At 73.1% G+C, this 15,121-nt stretch carries 12 protein-coding genes; 2 read left to right on the top strand and 10 right to left on the bottom strand.

The genetic code is table 11. From position 1 onward, the window contains the following. Window positions 1–66: 66 nt before the first annotated feature. On the bottom strand, window positions 67–528 hold the full coding sequence (locus AB0G08_RS12040; RefSeq protein WP_358086471.1) for a pyridoxamine 5'-phosphate oxidase family protein: 462 nt from the start codon (window positions 526–528) through the stop codon (window positions 67–69). A gap of 157 nt (window positions 529–685) precedes the next feature. Here AB0G08_RS12040 and AB0G08_RS12045 point away from each other — a divergent pair, with 157 nt between their 5' ends. Then, entirely contained in the window at window positions 686–1,174 is a 489-nt protein-coding gene (locus tag AB0G08_RS12045) for a GNAT family N-acetyltransferase (RefSeq protein WP_358086473.1), read from the top strand. 67 nt (window positions 1,175–1,241) lie between these two features. Here the strand turns inward: AB0G08_RS12045 and AB0G08_RS12050 are convergent, their stop codons facing one another. The 8 genes from AB0G08_RS12050 to AB0G08_RS12085 form a co-directional block, all read right to left on the bottom strand. Next, on the bottom strand, window positions 1,242–1,868 hold the full coding sequence (locus AB0G08_RS12050) for a nitroreductase family protein (RefSeq protein WP_358086475.1): 627 nt from the start codon (window positions 1,866–1,868) through the stop codon (window positions 1,242–1,244). Beyond that, window positions 1,861–3,078, bottom strand: a complete 1,218-nt coding sequence (locus AB0G08_RS12055; RefSeq protein WP_358086477.1) for a cytochrome P450 — start codon at window positions 3,076–3,078, stop codon at window positions 1,861–1,863. Before AB0G08_RS12055 ends, AB0G08_RS12050 begins: the two co-directional genes overlap by 8 nt. Then, the gene (locus AB0G08_RS12060) at window positions 3,075–4,043 is read right to left on the bottom strand and encodes a hypothetical protein (RefSeq protein ID WP_358086479.1); all 969 of its coding nucleotides are present in this window, start codon (window positions 4,041–4,043) and stop codon (window positions 3,075–3,077) included. The genes AB0G08_RS12055 and AB0G08_RS12060 overlap by 4 nt, the downstream gene beginning before the upstream one ends. Next, entirely contained in the window at window positions 3,974–6,682 is a 2,709-nt protein-coding gene (locus AB0G08_RS12065) for a PEP/pyruvate-binding domain-containing protein (RefSeq protein WP_358086481.1), read from the bottom strand. Before AB0G08_RS12065 ends, AB0G08_RS12060 begins: the two co-directional genes overlap by 70 nt. Continuing rightward, on the bottom strand, window positions 6,682–7,356 hold the full coding sequence (locus AB0G08_RS12070) for an isoprenylcysteine carboxylmethyltransferase family protein (protein ID WP_358086483.1): 675 nt from the start codon (window positions 7,354–7,356) through the stop codon (window positions 6,682–6,684). The genes AB0G08_RS12065 and AB0G08_RS12070 overlap by 1 nt, the downstream gene beginning before the upstream one ends. Next, window positions 7,353–8,216, bottom strand: a complete 864-nt coding sequence (locus tag AB0G08_RS12075; RefSeq protein WP_358086485.1) for a hypothetical protein — start codon at window positions 8,214–8,216, stop codon at window positions 7,353–7,355. The genes AB0G08_RS12070 and AB0G08_RS12075 overlap by 4 nt, the downstream gene beginning before the upstream one ends. 587 nt (window positions 8,217–8,803) lie before the next feature. Further along, window positions 8,804–9,397, bottom strand: a complete 594-nt coding sequence (locus AB0G08_RS12080; RefSeq protein ID WP_358086486.1) for a hypothetical protein — start codon at window positions 9,395–9,397, stop codon at window positions 8,804–8,806. A gap of 114 nt (window positions 9,398–9,511) precedes the next feature. After that, window positions 9,512–10,543 (bottom strand): saccharopine dehydrogenase NADP-binding domain-containing protein, encoded by a 1,032-nt coding sequence (locus tag AB0G08_RS12085; protein WP_358086488.1) that lies wholly within the window; start codon window positions 10,541–10,543, stop codon window positions 9,512–9,514. A gap of 104 nt (window positions 10,544–10,647) precedes the next feature. On the opposite strand from AB0G08_RS12085, the gene AB0G08_RS12090 reads away from it, so the two are divergent. Next, window positions 10,648–11,601, top strand: coding sequence for a helix-turn-helix domain-containing protein (locus tag AB0G08_RS12090; RefSeq protein ID WP_358086490.1), 954 nt, complete (start codon window positions 10,648–10,650; stop codon window positions 11,599–11,601). A 52-nt stretch (window positions 11,602–11,653) separates the two neighbouring features. Here the strand turns inward: AB0G08_RS12090 and ileS are convergent, their stop codons facing one another. Continuing rightward, the gene (gene ileS / locus AB0G08_RS12095) at window positions 11,654–14,776 is read right to left on the bottom strand and encodes an isoleucine--tRNA ligase (RefSeq protein WP_358086492.1); all 3,123 of its coding nucleotides are present in this window, start codon (window positions 14,774–14,776) and stop codon (window positions 11,654–11,656) included. Between the last annotated feature and the right edge of the window lie 345 nt (window positions 14,777–15,121).

The raw sequence follows: 15,121 nt of genomic DNA on the forward strand, positions 1-15,121 counted from the left end.
CGGCGTCGAGTGGCGTCGCGTCGGCGCTCCGGACCGCGCAGTGGGCGGGCGGGAGACCGGCACGGCCTACGTGCCGGCGTACCGAGCCGGGTCGAACCGCCACCGGGTGGCGGCGAAGCCGGACCCCTTGTCCATGCCGATCACCTTGGCCGGGGTCACCTCGAAGACGAGGTACGGCGACGGGCCGATCCCGTCCCCGTCGATCCCACCGTCGACCGGGGTCACCGCCCAGCCGTACTTCTCGCCGTAGGCCTCGGCGACGCGCTCCAGCGCCGCCGGGTCGGTGATCCGGGACGCCCTGCCCTCGATCGACAGGTCGAGCTCGGGACTGCCGACGGTGAGGACGCAGTGCGGGTTGGCGGCCAGGTTGTCGACCTTGTGGGCGGACCCGCTGGAGCAGAAGTACATGGCGTCGTCGAGCCACAGGGCCAGCAGCGGCACGGCGTGCGGCCTGCCGTCCGGCCGGACGGTGGACAGGAAGAACTCGCCCGCCTCCGTCAGCCGCTCACGCGCCCGCGACCAGGGCATTGGCTCGGCGCCTTCGCTAGCGAAGGACGGTTCCGCGACCGGCTCACGACCCACCATGGTTCCCCTTCGAACGACGACAGCGTGATGGAGACAGCACGCAGAGTATCGCAGCGTACGGGTGTCGGTGAACGGCCGGCCGGCCCCGTAGCCTGGGGTGATGCTCATCAGGGTCGCCACCGAGCAGGACTGGACGGACATCTACCCCTTCTACGCCGCGACCATGGCGGAGGGGAAGACCTATGCCTTTCCGCCGGACCAGTCCCTCGAAGAGGCCCGGCCCTGGTGGATGGAGCAGCCCCCGGGCAGGACCGTCGTCGCGGTGGACGGCGACGTCGTCGTCGGCTCGGCCAAGATGGGCCCCAACCGGCCCGGGCGGGGTTCGCACGTGGCCACGGCGTCCTTCCTGGTCGATCCCGCGCACCAGGGCAGGGGTGTGGGCCGGGCACTCGGTCGGTACACGCTCGACTGGTGCCGCGCCGAGGGATTCCACGGCATCCAGTTCAACGCGGTGGTCGAGTCGAACCACCGGGCCGTGCACCTGTGGCGTTCCCTCGGTTTCGACGTGATCGGCACGGTCCCCGAGGCGTTCGACCACCCCCAGGACGGCCTCGTCGGCCTGCACGTCATGTACCAGCGCCTGCGGTGACGGCCGGGGCCGGGGGCTCCGCCCCGACCCCGGCCCGGTCATCCCGCAGCGCGGTCGGCCGCCCGGGTCACCAACGCTCGTCGTGCAGCACGGTGGACAGTGGCGGTCGGGCGGCCGGCCGGAAGGTGCTGCCCGTGTACCAGGCCGTCGGTACCAGCGCCACCTGGTGCACCCCGGCAGGGATGCCGAGCAGCCGGGCCACCTCGTCCTCCCGACGCAGGTGGGCGGTGGTCCAGACGGTGCCGAGCCCGCGGCTGCGGGCGGCCAGCATGTAGCTCCAGACGCCGGGCATCACCGACCCCCACAGCCCGGCCTGGTTGCCGGCGGGCAGCGGGTCGGGGGTCACCACGCAGGCCAGCGCCAGGACGGGTACCGAGCCCATGTTCTCGGCCAGGTGGACGGCGCTGGCCAGCGACCGGTTCCCGTCCGGCGGCGGCCGGCCCGCCCCTCCACCGGCCGCCGCTAGTTGCTCCTCGAAGGCGGCCCGGTAGATGGTCCCGAGCCGGTCCCGGGTGCCCGGGTCGGTGACCGTGATCCAGTGCAGGGCGTTGCGACCGGAGCCGCAGGGCGCCTGCTGGGCGACGCGCAGGCACTCCTCGACCAGCGACCGGGGCACCGGCCGGTCCAGGTCCAGGCGCCGGCGCACGGCGCGCGTGGTCGTCAGCAGGGCGTCCGGGGTCAGCGGGTCAGCCACCTACGGCACCGTCCCACTCCAACGGCAGCTCCCACAGGCCCCGGACGTACATGTCCGTACGCCACCGCAGCGCCTCTTCCGGCACCGCGATCCGCAGCCTGGGCAGCTTCTCCAGCAGCATGGCGACGCCCACCCGCAGCTCCAGGCGGGCCAGCTCCGCGCCCAGGCAGTGGTGCGCGCCGAACCCGAAGGCGACGTGCGGGTTCTCCGTGCGGTCCGGGTCGATCCGGTCCGGGTCGGCGAAGACGTCGGGGTCGCGGTTCGCCGCGTCCGGGACCGGCACCACGACCTCGCCCTCGGCCACCACCGAGCCGTCGGAGAGCGTCACGTCGGTGGTCGCCACGTGGGGCACGCCGCCGCTGCCGTTGGCGCAGACGTGGCGCAGCAGCTCCTCCAGCAGCGGATCGAGCGAGGCGGGACCGCCCCGGGCCCGTTCGACCAGCTCGGGTCGACGCAGGATGTGGTACAGCAGGACGGCCAGCACGTTGCTGGTCGTCTCGTACCCGGCCATCAGCATCCCGGCGGAGAGGACGACCACCTCGGCGCGGCTCAACTGCCGGTCGGGCCGCTGCTGGGTCATCATCCGCACGATCAGCCCGGACGGCGCCTCGCCCCGGTCGAGCCGGGCCCGCAGCGTGTCCACCAGGTCCGCGAAGTATCCGTGCATCTCCCGGTGGCAGCGGTCCACCTCCTCGCCCGGAACCCGGTTGATCGACATCATCGAGTCGACCCACGGGCCGAAGCGCGGCATGTCCGCCTCGGGCACGCCCATCAGCCGGCACATCACCCGCAGCGTGAACGGCACCGTGAAGCGACCCACCACGTCGGCCGGACGCGGCCCGGCCGCGAACTCGGCGAGCTGCCGCCGGGCCAGGTCCTCGACCATCGGCCGCAGCCGGCCCACCTGGTGCGCGGTGAAGGCCGGCACCACCGTGCCCCGGCGCCGGGTGTGCACGGGCGCGTCGGTGGTGATCAGGGGCAGCGAGTCGGCGCTGCGGGCGAAGAGCGTCCCGGCGGTGTAGGCCGAGCGGCTGAACCTGCGGTCGGAGAGCACCAGCCGGACGTCCGGGTACCGGGTGACGAGGAGCGCCTCCCGGCCGCTCGGCAACCGGACCCGTCCCGGCCGTGGGCCGGCGCGCATCGCCGCGTACTCGGCCGGTGGTTCCACCGAGGGGTCGACCGCGAAGGGGAACGAGGGCAGGTCGCTCATGCGCTTGCCACCTCCTGCAGGATGCTGACGAGCTGATAGGTGGCGAACGTGCCGAGCAGGAACATCGCCGCCGACGCGTACGGCCAACGGGGTTGCCGCTCGACCCAGAACCGCCGCGCGCCGAGGGCCGGCAGCGCCAGCGGCAGCACCACCAGCCAGACCGGCCAGTACGGCGCGTCGTCCCGCGCGGTGGTGACCAGCAGCAGCACGACCGACGCCAGCGCCGCGCCGACCGCCAGGGCCGCCGTGGCGGGGGCGCCGAGCGCCTGGGAGTACGTGCGCTCGCCCGGCCGGGGCTGCCGGGTCGTCTTGCGGCCGAACTCCAGGTGCAGGAACGCCAGCGCGGAGACCACGATGCCGACCGCGCCCGACCAGGACGGCGCCAGCCCCGTCGAGTGCAGCACGCCGGCGTAGAGGAACGCGTTGATCAGGAGCTGGACCGGGAAGTTCACCACGAAACCGACCAGCAGCGCATCGCCGGCCGGCCAGCGCAGCCGCTGGTCCGCCCAGAGCAGCGCGAAGGCGTACCCGAGCTGGGCGGCGAGCACGCACATCACCGGCCACCGCCAGGCGTTCAGGGCCAGGACCAGGACCGTGCCGGCGGCGATCATGACGCCCAGGTCCCGGACCCCCACCACGCCCCGCGCCAGCGGCCGGTCCGGATTGTGCGTCCGGTCGTAGTCGAGGTCCCGGATGTCGTCGATGGCGCGCATCATCAGCAGGTTCACCAGCAGGGTGAGCGCGCTGACCAGCGTGCCGACGTCGGGCAGCCAGCCGTCGATCCGCACGTCGGCGACCGCGCACACCGCCGCGCCGCCGAGCGCCCAGAGCACCGCGTACGGCACGTACGCCTTCGGCGGGTAGCTGCCCGTGACGTAGCGCGACAGCCGCCGGATCAGACCGTCGCCGGGCTGGTGGCCGGGACGCTGCGGACCGTACCGTTCGCCCCGTCCACCTCGATCCACGAGCCGTCCTCGATCAGGGTGGTGGCGTCCGGCACCGCGACCACCGTCGGGATGCCCAACAGTCGGCCCGTGATCGCGGTGTGCGAGAGCAGGGTGCCCCGCTCCACCACCATGCCGCGCGCCACCATCATCAACATCAACCATCCGGGGTCGGTCTCCTTAGCTACGATGATCCGGTCACGGCAGGTCTCCGCCGGTGTCGACGGGTCCAGCACGACCCGCGCCTGCCCGCGCACCACTCCCTTGCTCGACGGCAGCCCCTGCAACCGCACCGGCCCGCCGGCGCCGGCCGCGGCGCTGACGACGGGCGCGGCCAGGGAGGCCGGCATCGGCCGGTTGTACGGGGTGGCGGGGCGGATGCCGAGATCCGGGCCGTCGGCCGCGGCCAGTCGCTCCGCGCGGCGGCGCCGGACGATCGCGCGCAGGTCGGTGTCGACCACCGTCCCGTCGTACGCTCCGAGCACCTCCTCGACGGTGAGGTCGAGCACGTCCAGCCGGTCGTCGAGCTGTCCCGCCTCGGTGAGCAGCGCCCCGAGCCGCCACATGACGTGCCGGGTCAGCCCGTAGAGCTGGCTGCGGCAGTAGCGGGTGTCCTCCCGGGTCCGGACGAAGAACCGCAGCCCCGCCGCGAGGGTCCGGATGACCAGCCGGCGACCCGCCGAGCGGCAGTTCTGCCGCAGCTCCCGCTCCGCCTCGGCCCGGCTCTCCAGTTCCCGGGCCCGGCTCTCGGCGACGGTCAGGCCGCTCTGCACCAGGGGCCGCAGCATCGTGATGATCATTCCGGGTCGCTGGCGGGGCGAGGCCTCCTCCAGCTTGAGGTCGTGCGGCGCACGGTCGCCGTACCGGCGCAGGTGCTCACGCGCGGCGTCGGCCACCTCCGTGCCGTACCGCCCGTCGGTCACCTCGCGCCAGAGCGCGTCGGCCGCGTCGTCGTCGCAGTGCCGCACCCGTTCGGCGAGTTCCGGGTGCTCGCCGAACAGCTGGGCGAGGGCGATCCCCGACCGCACGCCGAGCACCGAGCGGTTCTCCCGCCCGCCCATCAGCAGGCCCCCGAGGGTCCGCTGCTCGTCGCCGTCCACCCAGCGGCGCACCAGCGCCGAGGCGAGGGTGGCCGTGCCGAGCATGAAGAAGGTGTTGACCAGGGTCACCCCCCACCGGTGGCCGACCTCGCTCCAGAGCCGGCGGTAGCGGGCGATCAGCTCCTCCGGCGTCCACTCGTCGATGCCGCGGGAGTCGTCGACCAGCGCGTCCCACCACCGGAGGAACCGCCGCACGGAGCCGGGCAGCCGGGCCAGCCGCAGCGCCAGCCCGGGCACGCTGGGCAGCGCCCGCAGCACCTCGGCACGCGACGGGCGGTAGTCCCCGGCCAGCCCCATCGACCGCTCCCACCAGGGGCGGACCAGCACGAAGCCGGGGATCTGGTGGTGCAGGACGAACCAGGCGTCCAGCCGGTAGTAGACCCGCCCGCCCAGCAGCCCCACCATGCGGCTGAGGTGGTGCTCGTTGGACCGCAGCCGGTGTTCCGGCACGCCCATCCGGCGGTACACGTCCCGGAAGATCAGTCGGTAGAACACCCGCGCCTGGGAGTACGTCAGGGCGCCCGACACCCCCGGATAGCTCTCGGTGATGTTGTGGTTGCTCCAGGGCACGGCGTCGTCGTCGGCCCCGTCTGCCTCCCGGGGCCGCTCGGGCGAGGAACTCGCGAAGACCACCGGCCGGGCCTGGAGCAGGTGCACGGTGCCGTCGGGGGTGATGGTGCCCTCGATGTCCTGCGGCGGGCCGAAGAACCCCTGCACCCGGGCGGCCAGGTCCGCCACCTGACGGGCCTGCTCCTCGGTGAGCACGGGCGCGGTGGCGAGTTCCGCCGGCACGGGCTGGACCATCGGTCCCGTACCGTCCGCGGCGGGAACGACCATGTCCCTCTTGACCACGGTCTCGGCGCGCACGGCCCCGGTGGCGTTGTCGACGAAGAAGTGGTCCACGTCGGCGCGTTCCTGCACGACCCCCTCACCGATGCCGTGGGCGGCGGCCACCACGCAGGAGTCCGCCCCGGTACGCGGATCGCGGCTGAACGCCACGAACGAGCGGGTGCCGGGGATCATACGTTGCACGCCCACCGCCACCCGGGCCGACACGGGGGGAAGGCCGCGCCGGGCCCGGTACAGGATCGACTCCGGGTTCAGGCCGGACGCCCAGCAGTCGAGGACCCGCCGCCGGACGTCGGCCGGCGCGACGTACAGGAACGAGTCGGTCAGGCCCGCGAAGGCGTCGTTCACCCCGTCCTCGCCGTTGCCGTCCGCGTCGGCCACCACGCACGCCCGTACCGCCAGCAGGTGGTCCGGGGCGGCGAGCGCGGCCACCGCCGCGTCGAGTTCGGCGGTGACCTCCGCCGGCAGGGTGACCGCCCGGAGCTCGTCGGCGGTCCGCTTCGCCCAGTCCAGCAGCTGGTCCGGATCCGCGTCCGCGCCCGGCGCGGTCGCCATCAGCGCGGCCGCCGCCTCGTCGAAGGCGAGCACCGACAGGCAGCAGAACCCGGGTACCGGGAAGCCGGCCGCGCGGAGCTGCTCCTGCCGGGCGAACTTGTGCCCGACCAGCGTCGGATCGGACAGCCGCGGATCCCCGGCGTGGATGATCGACATCACCACACCCCCGGCACGAGCCGGGCGCGCCCGGTGGCGAACTCCGGGTAGCCCGGCGCCGACCAGAGCACCCGCTCCTCGGTGCGGATCCGCCAGATCAGGCCGCCCAGCAACGCCAGCAGCGCCAGCACGCTGACCGGGCTGAGGAAGTAGAGCACGAAGCCGAGGTTGGCCAGCAGCATTCCGGCGTACGCCGGGTGCCTGACCAGCCGGTACGGCCCGCCGGTCACGATGGGGTGCCGGTCCCGGCGCAGCACGTGGTGGGTGTAGAGGGCCCCGAGGGCCCGGATCGCAGTCAGTCGCAGGGCGATCCCGGCGACGAAGAGCACGATCGGGGGGATCATCCACCACGAGAACCGGGACCACGGCGCGGCCGGCACCATCGCGACCACGACCAGCGTCAGGCGGGCGCAGGCGTAGACCGCCAGGGTGCGGATCTCCGCCGCGGGCTGCGCGGGTTTGCGGAAGGTCACCGGAATCTCGACGCTCAGCCAGACCAGGTATCCGACCGCGAGGAGCCCGGAGATCAGGTGGGACGGCTCCCCTGCCGAGCTGAGGTACCAGACGCCCCGGACGACGAGCACGGTGAACGCGACCACGAAGAGCAGCCGGGTCAGCACGGTGACCGGGTCGATCCCGGCGCGGGGCCTGGTGGTGGCTTCGGGCCGGGTCACGCCTGCCTCCCGGTGCTCGCGGTCGGACGCCGGAGCCGGTCGTAGACGGCGGGGGTCGCCACGTAGTAGCGGAAGCCCACGTGCCCACGGGGGACGCCGTCGACCAGGACCCTGATGGTCAGGCTGAGCCGGCCCCGGGCGGCCGGTTCCGGCGTCCAGTTCAGCGCGATGTCGCCGGACAGGTCGCCGGGCAGGTCCGCGTCCAGGTCGAGGAGGACGAACGTCGCGCCCGGGCGGGACCGGCCAGCCACATGGTTGATCATGGTGGCGAACTGGCGGGCGGCGTCGACGACGAGTTCGACCCGGGCCGGCGCACCAGGGGGACCGGCGAGCGGATGGCCCGGCGGTGGCCGGCGGACGGCGACGGAGTAGTCGGCGTCCATCGCGGAGATGAGCACGTTCTCGGGGTGTTGGCGGTGGACCAGCGCCGGATCCGCCGGGGGCGCCGGGGCGGACACCCGCGTACCCGGGACCTCGGGTCGGGACGGCTCCCCGGTCCGGAAACCGACCGTCCCCTCGCAGACGGTGGTCTCGCCCTGGAACGCCCGCAGCCCGATGTCGCCGGCGGTGCTGGCGCCGTCGCCACCGCTCGCCGCCAGGTGGCCCACGAACGCCACCGAGCGCGCGGGCGCCGGAACGACCGCCTCGAGGCCGACCGGGTCGCCCAGTTCGCAGAAGAGGGGGAAGCGCAGCGAGACGAGCATCTGCCGCCGGGTCCCCTCGATGCCGACGTCGGCGGACCTGAGCAGCTCGAACAGACCGCAGACGAGCGCCATGCCGGGCAGGTGGTCGAGCGGATGGTCGAAGAAGTAGGGGTCGTGCGGGTCGACGACGAGGGCGGCGGACCACCGGTCATGCACCGTCCCGCCCTCCCGCGCCACGCGGCTGACCAGCTCTCCGCCGCTCGTCCGGCCGGGCTGAGAGGTCTCGAGATGCTCGGTTCCCAACGACATAGGACCTGCCCTTCGGTCTGATCGGAGACCATGATCCTCAATGGGAGTTCCGTCGCCAGCTTCTTCCATATTGCGGTTTTCCATTGGCGTGGGCAGATGGGAACGCGCATACCGGAGTTCGTGGGAATTCCACTTGTCCCGGTCCGCGACATACGACGCGACCGCCTCGGATGTCCCGGGAAGAGGTGGTTGGGGCCTGTCCCGTCCGGCGGTCGTCCGGCCGGCCGGATCGCGTCCTGACCTGGGCGGGAACGCCCGCCGGGGCAGGGCGGCGCGGGTGCCGGGCCGCCTCGGTCGGCGTCGGGATCGGGCCGCCTCGGGGGGCGCCCGCGGCTACGGGAGCGCCCCGAGGCGGCCCGGCGTCGGAAACCGGACACTGGACGGAGCCTCGCGATTCGCCACGCCCGTTCGGAGGTCCGGCAACGAGCCCCAGCGAACCGACCGCGGGAACGCGCGACGCCTACGACCTGAGGGCGCCGTCGCCTCCGCCGGGGTCATTCGCCCAGCGGAGCACCGCGCCAGCGCCATTCCTGCGACCGGGGGCGTCCCGGCAGCTCGATCCGGCCGGTGGACCACCGCAACGCCGCCCACGGGTCCACCCCGGCCAGTTCCCGCACCGCTTCCGGAAACAGCCGGGCGAGGACCCGGGCACACACGTCACGTGGTGGACGGAGGGCCAGGCCGAGGCCCTGCGCGATGTCGTCGCCGTGCAGCAACGTCTCCGCGCAGCCCATCGCGGCGAAGCCCTCCGGATCAGCCTGGCCCGTGGGGTGGTAGGCCCGGACATCCGGGCCAGACGTGCGTACGGTGGCCGCCAGAAGACGGCCAGCCACCTCGACGAACTCCAGCACCTCCGCCGGCGAGGCGTCCTCGTCGGCGTTAGCCATGAAGCACACGAACCGCTTCTCGGGCCGGGCGACGAGCTGGCCCGCGAACGACATCAGGCAGTCTCCGACGTGCTCGGCGGCGTGCCAGCAGTCCCACTCCAGGCCGCCTGCCCGCGCGGACCAGTCCAGGCCGGTCGCCGGTCGCAGGCTGGCGACGACGCTGGACACTGCGACATCGAGATCATCGGCGGTGACCGCCACTGTTTCCTCCAGTTCCGCGCGGCGGACGCCGTGCCCGCCGTAGCCGGTGCACACCTTGCCTGCGGGGTGTGACGAGCCCGCCGGTGGTGGGAGTCCGAGAGGGGAGCGCAGGGCCTACTGACGCAGTTCGAGCGACATGTGCGCGGACAGGGCGCGGAGGAAGTCGGGCGCGTCGAAGACGGCACCGGCGGAGGCGACACCGACGGTCCTGGTCCGTCCCGTGAGGATGCGGTGGACGGCCTCCACCGCGAGCGGCGCGCTGACGGCGTAGATGTCCCGGCCGCCCGCCACGGCGCGCCGTTCCGCGCCGCCGGAGCGCACGACGACGTCGACGAGGAAGGTCTGCGCGGACCGCCCGCGATCGTCGGCGGCGGCCGGTGCCGGAGTGTCCGGAGCCGCCAGTTCCCCGGCCGCCTCGACCGTCATGTAGGTGCGGACCTCGGGGATGGCCAGGTGGCTCGGGACGGTGACGACGTCGGCCATGCTGAATTCGCCGATCACCGCCCGGCTTCCCATCGGCTCGGGGAAGGCCCACGTCAGGGCGGGCGGGGCGTCGTCGCGGTACTCCAGCCGCCCGTCGCGGTAGCGGACGCGCCGGCCGTCCCTGCGCTGCCGGGAGACCGTGCCCGCCGCGCGGGTCCCGGGCGTGGGGTGCCAACCGCTCAGCCCGTACGCGACATGCGCCTCGTCGGCCGCCGTCCAGTCGCCCATCGCCGCGGTGACCAGCAGGTCGCCGAGGCCGCCGAAGAAGGCCATCGCGGGAACCACCACGGTCCCCGCGGCGCGGGCGCGCTCCGCGAAGTGCGTGAAGGTGTCGAGGTTGGCCTCGATCTCGGCGGCCACGTCCACGTACGGGATGCCGGCGCGCAGCGCCGCCTCGATCACGGGAGCGGCGGTCACGGCGAAGGGCCCGGCGCAGTTGACCACGGCGGCCGCGCCGGCCAGCGCGCGGTCGAGCGAGGCCGGGTCGTCGACCGAGGCCGGCCGGACGTCGAGCCCCGGATGGAGCGCCGCGAGCGCCCGCAGCTTGTCCGCGTCACGTCCCGAGAGCAGCGGGACGAACCCGCGGGTGCGCAACTCCGCCACCACGAAGCGCCCGGTGTGCCCGTAGGCGCCGAAGACCGCCACCGTCCGATCTGATCCCATCAGCTCTCCCAGCCCCGTACCCGATTGATCAACTGTGACCATCCTGGCCGTGGTGGCGCACCGCCGCGAGTGTCTGGAACGCCATGCCCCGTACAGTTTCGGACATGGGCACCGTCGCGCTGGCCGTCACCGAGGGGATGCTGCACTTCGAGCTGTCCCTGGCGTACGAGGTCTTCGGATCCGACCTGACCGGCCTGGCCGACCCCTGGTACCGCCTCACCGTGTGTGGACCGGCCGCGGTGCGGGTGGGCCGGTTCCTGCTGGAGCCCGACTGCGGGCTCGACCAGCTCGCGCACGCCGACACGGTGATCGTCCCCGGGTGGGTCGACGTCGACGAGGACCCGCCCGCCGACCTGGTCGACGCGGTGCGCGCGGCCCACGAGGCGGGCGCGCGGGTGGCCTCCCTGTGCACGGGCGCGTTCGTGCTGGCCGCCGCCGGCCTGCTGGACGGCCGACGGGCGACCACGCACTGGGCGCACACCGAGGCCCTGGCGGCCCGCCATCCCCGGGTGGAGGTCGATCCGGACGTGCTCTACGTGGACGACGGCAACGTGCTCACCTCCGCCGGCAAGGCCGCCGCGATGGACCTGTGCCTGCATCTGGTCCGCCTCGACCACGGCGCGGCGGTCGCCAACACGCTCGCCCGCCGCCTGGTCGTGCCCCCGCACCGGGCCGGCGGCCAGGCCCAGTTCGTCACCGCCCCGGTGCCCGCCCGGGACGACCACCCGCTCGCCGCGCTGTTCGCCTGGGCGATCGAACGGCTCGACCGCCCGCTGACGGTGGAGGACCTGGCCCGCCAGGCGAACATGAGCTCGCGCAACCTGGGCCGCCACTTCAGGTCGTTGGCCGGCACCACCCCGCTGCGATGGCTGCTGACCCAGCGGATCCGGCACGCCCAGGAGCTGCTGGAGACCACCGGCGACAGCATCGACGCCGTCGCGGCGGCCACCGGCATGGGCACCGCCGCGACGCTGCGCCGACACTTCAACCGCGCCCTCGGCGTGCCCCCGGAAACCTACCGCCGCACCTTCCGCAGCTCGCGGTCCAGCGCTCGATGACGGGCCACCACCGGGGGCAGCGAGGCTCGACCTGTCCCGCCGCGACGATCCCTCAGGCCTTGCGGAGCCAGAACGTCAGACCCAGCGATTCGTCGCTGAACGCCTCGGCGTCCGCCCAGGTGGGCGTACCGGCGGCGTAGTCCGTGGCGAGCACCTCGTCGGCGACCAGCTCGCCGTGCTCGGCGAGCGCCGTCGCGGTGTCGTCCACCGACGCCTGGTAACGCAGCACGATGCGGTCCGCGACGTCGAGGCCGCTGGTCTTACGGGCCTCCTGGATCTGCCGGATCGCGTCGCGCGCCACCCCGGCGCGCCGCAGCTCGGGCGTGAGCTGCAGGTCGAGTGCCACGGTGGCACCGCTGTCGGAGGCCACCGCCCAGCCCTCGCGCGGGTTCTCCGTGATGATCACCTCGTCCGGGCCCAGCGTGACGCTCTCGCCACCGACGACGATCGTGGCCGTGCCGGTGCTGCGCAACTCGTCCTTCAGCGCGGCGGCGTCGGCGCCCGCGATCGCCTTGGCGACGGCCTGCACCTCCTTGCCGAACCGCCTGCCCAACGACCGGAAGTTGGCCTTGGCGGTGGTGTCGACGAGCGATCCGCCGGCCGTGACGACCGACGACACCGACCCGACGTTGAGCTCGGCGGCAACCTCGGCGAGCAGTTCCGGAGGCAGGTCGTCGAAGCCCGAGGCAGAGGCCAGCGCGCGCGACAGGGGCTGGCGGACCTTCATCCCCGAGTCGGCGCGGGCCGCCCGGCCCAGCTCGACCAGCCGCCGGGCGAGCGCCATCTGCACCGCCAGCTCCGGCTGGACCAGGGAGTCGTCGGCGACCGGGTACGCGGCGAGGTGGACGGACGTCGGCGCGTCCGGTGTCACCGGCACGACCATGTCCTGCCAGACCCGCTCGGTGATGAACGGCGTGATCGGCGCCATCAGCAGCGTCACCGCCGTGAGCGCCTCGTGCAGGGTCGCCAGCGCCGCCCGGTCCCCCCGCCAGAACCGGCGGCGGCTGCGCCGCACGTACCAGTTGGACAGGTCGTCGACGAAGGCGGCGAGCAGCTTGCCCGCCTCGTGCGTGTCGAACGCCGCCATCGCCGCGTCCACCCGCTGGATCAGGCTGTGCGTCTCGGACAGCAGCCACCGGTCCAGGAGCGGGCGGTCGGCCGGGCGCGGGTCCGCCGCCGAGGGGGACCAGCCGGCGGTACGGCCGTAGAGCGACTGGAAGGCCACCGTGTTCCAGTAGGTCAGGAGGGTCTTGCGCACCACCTCCTGCAGAGCGCCGTGCCCCACCCGGCGCGCCGACCAGGGCGATCCGACCGCGGCCATGAACCAGCGCACCGCGTCGGCGCCGTGCTGTTCCATCAGCGGGATCGGCTCGAGGATGTTGCCCAGGTGCTTGGACATCTTGCGGCCGTCCTCGGCCAGGATGTGGCCCAGGCAGACCACGTTCTCGTACGCCGACCGGTCGAACACCAGCACGCCGATCGCCATCAGCGTGTAGAACCAGCCCCGGGTCTGGTCGATCGCCTCGGAGATGAACTGCGCCGGGTAGCGGCTCTCGAACAGCTCCCGGTTGCGGTACGGGTAGCCGAACTGGGCGAACGGCATGGCGCCGGAGTCGTACCAGGCGTCGATCACCTCGGGCACCCGGGTCGCGTCGGCGCCGCAGTGGCAGGCGAACGTCACGTCGTCGATGAAGGGCCGGTGCGGGTCGAGCTCGGACAGGTCCCGGCCCGCCTTCTCACCCAGCTCGGCCAGCGAGCCGACGCAGGTCAGGTGGCCCTCGGTGCAGCGCCAGACAGGCAGCGGCGTGCCCCAGTAGCGTTGCCGCGACAGCGCCCAGTCGATGTTGTTGACGAGCCAGTCGCCGTACCGGCCGTGCTTGATGGTGGCGGGGTGCCAGGTGGTGCGCTCGTTCTCGCGCAGCAGGGCGTCACGCACCGCGGTGGTCCTGATGTACCAGGAGGGCTGCGCGTAGTAGATCAGCGCGGTGTGGCAGCGCCAGCAGTGCGGGTAGCTGTGCTCGTAGGCGATCTCGCGGAACAGCAGCCCACGGGCGGTCAGGTCGGCGACCAGCGGCGCGTCGGCGGCCTTGAAGAACAGGCCGCCGACGAGCGGCAGGTCCGCCTCGAAGGTGCCGTCGCGGCGCACCGGGTTGATCATCGGCAGTCCGTACGCCCGGCAGCTCGCGAGGTCGTCCGCACCGAAGGCCGGCGACTGGTGCACCAGACCGGAGCCGCTGTCGGTGGTGACGTAGTCCGCCAGGATCACGATGTGCGCGTCCGGCGCGTCGACCAGGTCGAACGGCGCCTGGTAGGTCCACCGCTCCATCTCACGGCCGGTGAAGGACTCCCCCGTGGCCTTCCACCCGTCGCCGAGCAACGGGGCCAGCAGCGGCTCGGCGACCACCAGCTGCTCGGTGCCGTCGGTGGCGACCACGTAGGTCACCTCCGGATGCACGGCGACCGCCACGTTGGAGACCAGCGTCCACGGGGTGGTGGTCCAGACCAGCAGCGACGCCCGCCCGGCCAGTGGACCCGAGGTCAGCGGAAAACGCACGTACACCGACGGGTCGACGACGGTCTCGTAGCCCTGGGCCAGCTCGTGGTCGGAGAGGGTGGTCTGGTCCTTCGGGCACCACGGAGCCACCCGGAAGTCCTCGACCAGCAGGCCCTTGTCGAAGATCTGCTTCAGCGACCACCACACCGACTCGATGTACTCCGAGTCCATGGTCCGGTAGGCGTCGCCCAGGTCGACCCAGTAGCCCATCCGTCGGGTGAGCTCGGCGAAGGCGTCGGTGTGCCGGGTCACCGACTCGCGGCACCGGGCGTTGAAGTCGGCGATGCCGTAGCGCTCGATGTCCTGCTTGCCGTTGAGCCCGAGTTCCTTCTCGACGGCCAGCTCCACCGGCAGGCCGTGGCAGTCCCAGCCGGCCTTGCGTGCGACGTGGAAGCCCTTCATCGTCCGGTACCGCGGGAACATGTCCTTGAAGACCCGCGCCTCGATGTGATGGGCGCCGGGCATGCCGTTCGCGGTGGGCGGACCCTCGTAGAACACCCATTCGGGGCGTCCCTCGGACTGCGCCATGCTGCGCGCGAAGATGCCCTCGTCGTTCCAGAACCGCAGCACCTCGTGGTCGAGGGCGGTCAGGTCGACCTGGTTGGCAACGGGACGGTACATGGCTCCTCCGTCGGACGGTGTCCTGCTCCGGCGAAGGGACGAGGCCGGAGCCCCGCGGTACCACCCTTCTTGGCCGCGTACGGCCCCCTCATTAGGGTTCGCGGTCGGTTCTACTCGGCCTCGCGGCCTTTCCTCCGACGGCTCCGGGGTGATCTTCCCGTCGCGCACACCCCCGGGCTCACACCATCCCCAGGTCGCTACCGGCTGCGTGCGGCGGTACTCGTCCCCATCTGCGCCTTGCGCTCCCATGCTAGCCCATCGGATCGCCCGGACGTCACGACCGAGGGCCCCGCCCCCTCCGGGGCTGCGCGATCCGTGGTGAGCACGGCCGCCGCCCGGCGAGCG

This window comes from Micromonospora sp. NPDC023644, from assembly GCF_040640115.1.
Lineage (GTDB): Bacteria > Actinomycetota > Actinomycetes > Mycobacteriales > Micromonosporaceae > Micromonospora.

Excerpts from the sequence above, each read along its gene's own strand:
- AB0G08_RS12065 (WP_358086481.1), bottom strand. The coding sequence starts at position 6,682 with ATGTCGATCATCCACGCCGGGGATCCGCGGCTGTCCGATCCGACGCTG.
- AB0G08_RS12055 (WP_358086477.1), bottom strand. The coding sequence starts at position 3,078 with ATGAGCGACCTGCCCTCGTTCCCCTTCGCGGTCGACCCCTCGGTGGAA.
- AB0G08_RS12045 (WP_358086473.1), top strand. The coding sequence starts at position 686 with ATGCTCATCAGGGTCGCCACCGAGCAGGACTGGACGGACATCTACCCC.
- ileS (WP_358086492.1), bottom strand. The coding sequence starts at position 14,776 with ATGTACCGTCCCGTTGCCAACCAGGTCGACCTGACCGCCCTCGACCAC.
- AB0G08_RS12085 (WP_358086488.1), bottom strand. The coding sequence starts at position 10,543 with ATGGGATCAGATCGGACGGTGGCGGTCTTCGGCGCCTACGGGCACACC.
- AB0G08_RS12040 (WP_358086471.1), bottom strand. The coding sequence starts at position 528 with ATGCCCTGGTCGCGGGCGCGTGAGCGGCTGACGGAGGCGGGCGAGTTC.
- AB0G08_RS12090 (WP_358086490.1), top strand. The coding sequence starts at position 10,648 with ATGGGCACCGTCGCGCTGGCCGTCACCGAGGGGATGCTGCACTTCGAG.